The sequence below is a fragment of the Streptacidiphilus sp. ASG 303 genome (assembly GCF_020991365.1).
Classification (GTDB): Bacteria; Actinomycetota; Actinomycetes; order Streptomycetales; family Streptomycetaceae; genus Peterkaempfera.
Genome location: NZ_JAJLRA010000083.1, coordinates 1 through 1,008, shown reverse-complemented (window position 1 = coordinate 1,008; position 1,008 = coordinate 1). Strand labels below are relative to the sequence as shown.

Here is a 1,008-nt window from a genome sequence, read left to right as displayed (position 1 = left end):
TTTCGCGTGAAGAGGCTCACACGCCCGTGGGGGATTACGACGCCCGGTAGGAGACCCCCGCGCCCCGTCCACGGCCCGGATAAACCTCTGTTTTCGTGCGAATCGGGTGTTTAACGATCGAAGTGGGTTTTCTCCGGCCATCGGTGCAGTTCGGGCGGGGTGCGGGCCGCCCCGTCCCGGGCCCCGCCGGCCCCCTGCGAGCCGCGTCCCCGCGCCCCGGGCGGCGCCGTCCCGGGCCGTCCGCGCCCCGCCCCGCCTACGGAGTGCGGTCGTAGGACGGGTGTTTGCCGCCCCGCGCCGGGCCTGCCAAGACTGGGCCGAGTCCGACGGCGTCCCGGGGTCCACCCCCGGAGCACAGGCGCCTCCCGCGGCACACCGAGAGCCCCACCGGGTGCCCCGGACACCCCACCCCCCAGGGGCGGGTGTCCCCGACAACCGATCGAGGTTTCCCCCTGATGCGCACCGCCCTGCCCCGCCTGAGGAAGACCGCCGCCCTGCTGGCCACCACCGCCGGCCTGGCCTCCCTGGCCGCCGTCGCCGCCCCCGCCGCCTCCGCCGCCCCCGCCCGGCCCACGGCCCACCGCCTGCACCTGCACCACCTCAACCACACCGCCCAGGCCGCCGACCGGCACGCCGCGCAGGACACCGCCTCCCGCGCCGCCGCCCGCCCCGTCCTGGCCACCACCCCCACCGGCGCCACCGGCGCCGCCGGGGCCCGCGCGCTGGCCCAGTCGATGGTCCCCGCCTCCCAGTGGGCCGCCTTCGACGCCATCGTCAGCCACGAGAGCGGCTGGAACCCCGGCGCCACCAACGCCTCCTCCGGCGCCTACGGCCTGGGCCAGGCCCTGCCCGGCTCCAAGATGGCCTCCGCCGGCGCCGACTGGCGCACCAACCCCGCCACCCAGATCCGCTGGGCCCTGGACTACATGAACTCCCGCTACGGCAGCCCCAACGCCGCCTGGGCCTTCTGGCAGACCCACCACTGGTACTGAGCCACCAGCACCAGCA

1 protein-coding gene is annotated in these 1,008 nt (G+C 76.4%); it reads left to right on the top strand.

Features of this window, described 5'->3' with window-relative positions; translation table 11 throughout:
• Window positions 1-455 precede the first annotated feature (455 nt).
• Window positions 456-992: a transglycosylase SLT domain-containing protein gene (locus LO771_RS29995; RefSeq protein WP_230748312.1), complete on the top strand. Its 537-nt coding sequence runs from the start codon at window positions 456-458 to the stop codon at window positions 990-992.
• The last annotated feature ends 16 nt before the right edge of the window (window positions 993-1,008 follow it).

What these genes read in the sequence shown, in the direction of transcription:
- LO771_RS29995 (WP_230748312.1), top strand. Translation starts at nt 456, where the DNA reads ATGCGCACCGCCCTGCCCCGCCTGAGGAAGACCGCCGCCCTGCTGGCC.